Annotated in this window: 2 protein-coding genes and 1 pseudogene; all 3 read right to left on the bottom strand. The window is 57.0% G+C overall.

Annotated features, from left to right (window positions below; translation table 11 throughout):
• Positions 1-113, bottom strand: a pseudogene (locus tag IRZ24_RS19890) (glycosyltransferase family 4 protein); the annotation flags it as partial.
• 5 nt (positions 114-118) lie between these two features.
• Positions 119-1,723 carry a sugar transferase gene (locus tag IRZ24_RS17700; RefSeq protein ID WP_297167173.1) on the bottom strand — a complete coding sequence of 535 codons (1,605 nt, stop codon included), beginning with the start codon at positions 1,721-1,723 and terminating at the stop codon, positions 119-121.
• Positions 1,724-1,810: 87 nt separating this feature from the next.
• A complete protein-coding gene (locus IRZ24_RS17695) occupies positions 1,811-3,040 on the bottom strand; it encodes a glycosyltransferase family 1 protein (protein ID WP_297167177.1) in 1,230 nt (409 codons plus the stop codon).
• Positions 3,041-3,941: the final 901 nt, after the last annotated feature.

The following is a 3,941-nucleotide window of genomic DNA, read 5'->3' as shown; positions in this document are numbered from 1 at the left end:
TCATAGATAGAAGTATAGAGGGGGGCGTCGGGAAACAACTCGTGCAGGGCCAAAACGACACGCTCTGCACCCCCCATTTGGTTCAGATAATCATGGACGAGCGCCACTCTCATCGTTTTTAGTATGCACCCCGCCTGAAAATGACCGCTGGAATAGTGCGCAGCAAGATCTGGAAGTAAAGACGCAGCGACCAATTCTCTATGTAATAGAGATCGAGCAGCACACCCTCATCAAAGCTCAAGTCGCTGCGGCCACGCACCTGCCAGAGGCCAGAGATGCCGGGCTTAATGGCTAACCTGCCCTTCTGCCACTCTTCATACTGGGCTACCTCACGTGGCAGGGCTGGGCGCGGGCCGACCAGGCTCATCTCACCTTTAAGGACATTGATGAACTGCGGGATCTCATCCAGACTCAATTTGCGCAGAAAGCGTCCAACGCGCGTCATACGAGGATCATCGCGCATCTTGAAGAGCGGGCCCTGAGCCTCATTGCGATCGAGCAGAGCCGCCAGCATCTGATCAGCGTTCTGATACATCGAGCGGAACTTATACATCTGGAAAGGCTTACCATTTAGCCCGATGCGCGTCGACTTATAGATCACCCCACCAGGGGAATCCAAGCGGATTGCCAGGGCGATGCACAGCCAGAGCGGCGCACCCAGGACCAACACCAGACTGGCGACCACAATATCAACCACCCGGGTAACAGCGCGCTGCCAGCGATTGAGCGAGGACTGCTTGATGCCGATGAGGGGGATACCCTCGATCGACTCCATATCGATACGCGAAAGGCTCAGCTCATAGAGATCGGGGATCAGTTTAAAGGAAGTGCCAAGCCGTTCACAGAGACGCACCGTCCTGATCACCTGCTCATGCAGATGGGAAGGCAGAGCAATGATTACCTCATCAACCTGCATCGAGCGGATCGCCATCCCTAGGTCATCGAGTGTCCCCAGCATCTTGAAGCGGCCAAAGTCGCCGGGCGGGTTCTCCAGATCATGAAGGAAGCCTACAATCGAATAGCCCAGGCTGGGATTAGCCGTAATGTGCTGCATAATCATCTTGGCCAGGCGACCCGAGCCGACCACCAGTACCCGTGTCTCTCCCAAACCGAGCTGATAGAGCATGCCCATGATGGCCGAAGCTATCAGGCGTCCCAGGCAAAGCAATACAATGGAAGTGGCCCAGACAAAAGGCACCAGCAAGCGCGAATTGGCCGTTGGCTGGAAGACAAAGTAGTAGGTGATCAGGAAGGCCATGCCGATGGTAGCCGAGCTGACGATCGTCCACATCTGACGGAACCAGGTGCCGGTTGGACGCAGCCGATAGAGACCGCGAACCGCGAAAATGGCAATGGCTCCGATCACGATGCCGATCTGCATCTCCGTTAACTTATCGAGAGGGATAAAAGTGGCATGGCTAGGGCCGGCGTCAGTCAGGGCACGGCGCAGGCGATCCAGCCAGGGACTTTCAAACAGCAGCTGGAAGCGGATCAGATAAGCAAGATAGAACGAGATTGCTACCAGCGTCGCATCCAGTAGCACCATTACCAGACACTCGAGGATGCGCCACTGACGGCGATGAGAACGCCGCTGGGAGATAATGCGAGTTAACTGGCCAGTGGCTCCAGTCACCCCCATTGTCCCCGTTGTGCCTGTCATCACACTGGAGCCAGCCACCGCTGAGGTGGTAGCCGCCTCCTGGGCCTGCGGTTTGGCGGCCACCGAGCCTGCTTCTGACGTGCCAGAGAACTGTACTTGTGAGAGTTCACTACCTTTCACGGCCATAGTCCTGCTTTATTGAAGGTTTTCTCACTCCAGTGAAGAAACATCTTGCTCCTCTCGTTGCGGCCACGGCTCAGACTGCAACAATTGCCTCTGCTCCTCGCTGAGAGCCTCCTCATAGATGGCTCGCATCCGGCGAGCCATTGTGCGCAGCGAGAAGCGTTCCGCCACCATACTGGCCATTGCGCGGCAGTGCTGCCGATAACTCTCATCGTTGAGTGCCCGATACAGGGCGTGCGCCAGGGCATCCACATTGCGTGGCTCGACTGTCAGGGCCACGCCGGCGCCCGCTTCGGGCAAGCTGGAGACAGAAGAGGTGACCACCGGCAGCCCGCAGGCCAGTGCCTCTGCCACCGGCAAGCCGAACCCTTCATAGAGGGAGGGATAAGCAAAGGCCGTGGCTGCATGATACCATAAAACCTGCTCGCTGTCCGCGATAAAGCCCGGGAATAGGACTTCTGACTCAAGCCCAAGACTGCGAACGCGAGCAAAGATCGCCTCATAGAGCCAGCCTTTGCTGCCTGCCAACACGAGCTTTTCTCGAATGCCGTGTTGGCCTTTCAGGCGAGCAAAGGCCTCAATCAAGGTATCGAGATTTTTGCGTGGTTCTAGCGTCCCCAGATAGAGAATAAAACCACTCTCAAGCCCATAGCGCGCGCGCAACGCCTGAATTGCCTGCTCATCTCGCGGACTGGCGCTAAAGCGCGCATCGATGCTGGGATAGACGGTGCGAAGGCGTTCCTCCGGCAGAGAGAGCAGCTCGATAGCATCGCGACGCGTGCTTTCCGAGACAGTAATCACCAGCGTCGCGCGACGCAGGCTGCGCAGCGTAAAGGTGCGTTGGTAGAGCCGTTTAGGACCGGTGAGAACCTCCGGGAAACGGAGGAAAGCCAGATCGTGAAGCGTCACCACTCCACGGCAACCCGCCGGCAACCGGAGAGGAAGCACATTCACCGGCGAGTGCAGCAGCTGAATGTGTCGCTGGCGCAGCTCCCCTGGCAATTTGAGTTGTTCCCAGGCCACTCGTGTCCAGGGCCGCTCTTCTGGCCAGGGGGCGCTGACATAGGTCAACTGTGGGTGACTCGCCACAGGAGCCAGATGCTCCTCCACTTCATGGCCATTGACGAAAATTGTATAGCGATACTCGCCAGGTTCCTGGGCCAGTCCTTCAAGCAGCCGACGAATATAGCGACTGACACCGCTATTGCGATAGCTCTGGCTGTATGATAAGAGCTGGGCATTAATCCCAATGTGCATCACGTTTGCGGCCCCTCTCAGAGCGGCATATTCCCTATTCTAGGCTATGGCAGCCGCTCTAACCTGCCAGAAGAACGGCCCGTGTGTTCATATGGTAACAGCCTTGGGCCTTTTCGCCTGTCTCCTACTGATCATTCCCTCGCTTCCCGAGTAATAGCTCAGCTCATTGACATCCTTTGGCCTCGGTGCCTCTCTGCCGCCTACCCTATTACGCATAAACGCATGGCCCTGGTCTTTAGACACAAGGAATCCTCCCTCATTCTAACTAACTAGCCGGGCTTGGGGACTCAGGCGCTCCAGCGCTCTGCCTGTGCGGCATGAGTGCCAGCGCCTTCCGGGGGTGAATGACCCTGTTGGGTTTCTCCTTTCAGCTTTCGTTCCTCTATATTAGCCGGCTGCCCCTACCCTATCCCTGACCCCCAGACCACTCAGGCCAGCTTTCTTGACCAGAGCCCCTTGCCTGTATACAATGCAAAAAAGGAAGCACTCCTCCTGGTCGGGTCGGCTCTGCCCGAGGTGATCTGGCCACACGATGCGCTAGCTAGCCAGCCAGCGAGGAGGGAAACAGCAAGTAAAGAGGATGGCTGCTAAATACGGTCATGATCGCCAGTGACGGGAGAGTCTAGCGAGCGAGAGAGAGGAGTCAGGGAAAAGACAGCGCCCGGGCGACGGGTGGTAAGCCTGGTTAGCTGCTCAGTTGACTTACTCAGGCTGCTGGGTCTCCTTGAAGAGGGACCGGAGAGCGATCGCGGCTCCGCTAATGATTTTGTGAGAGACGGCCTCTACTCGGCCTTGCTAGGCTCTTTCCCATGCGTTGCGTTTTTCTCGGCGTCGGTGTAATATAGCCTAAAGTCTCGGAATTGCCTAGTGTGCACATCACTCAATCGCGAGCTATCAAGTA

The organism is Thermogemmatispora sp., from assembly GCF_019683755.1.
GTDB lineage: Bacteria > Chloroflexota > Ktedonobacteria > Ktedonobacterales > Ktedonobacteraceae > Thermogemmatispora.
The sequence above is the reverse complement of the archived record's forward strand: the minus strand, read 5'-3'. Positions and strand labels throughout refer to the sequence as shown.

Excerpts from the sequence above, each read along its gene's own strand:
- IRZ24_RS17695 (WP_297167177.1), bottom strand. The coding sequence starts at position 3,040 with ATGCACATTGGGATTAATGCCCAGCTCTTATCATACAGCCAGAGCTAT.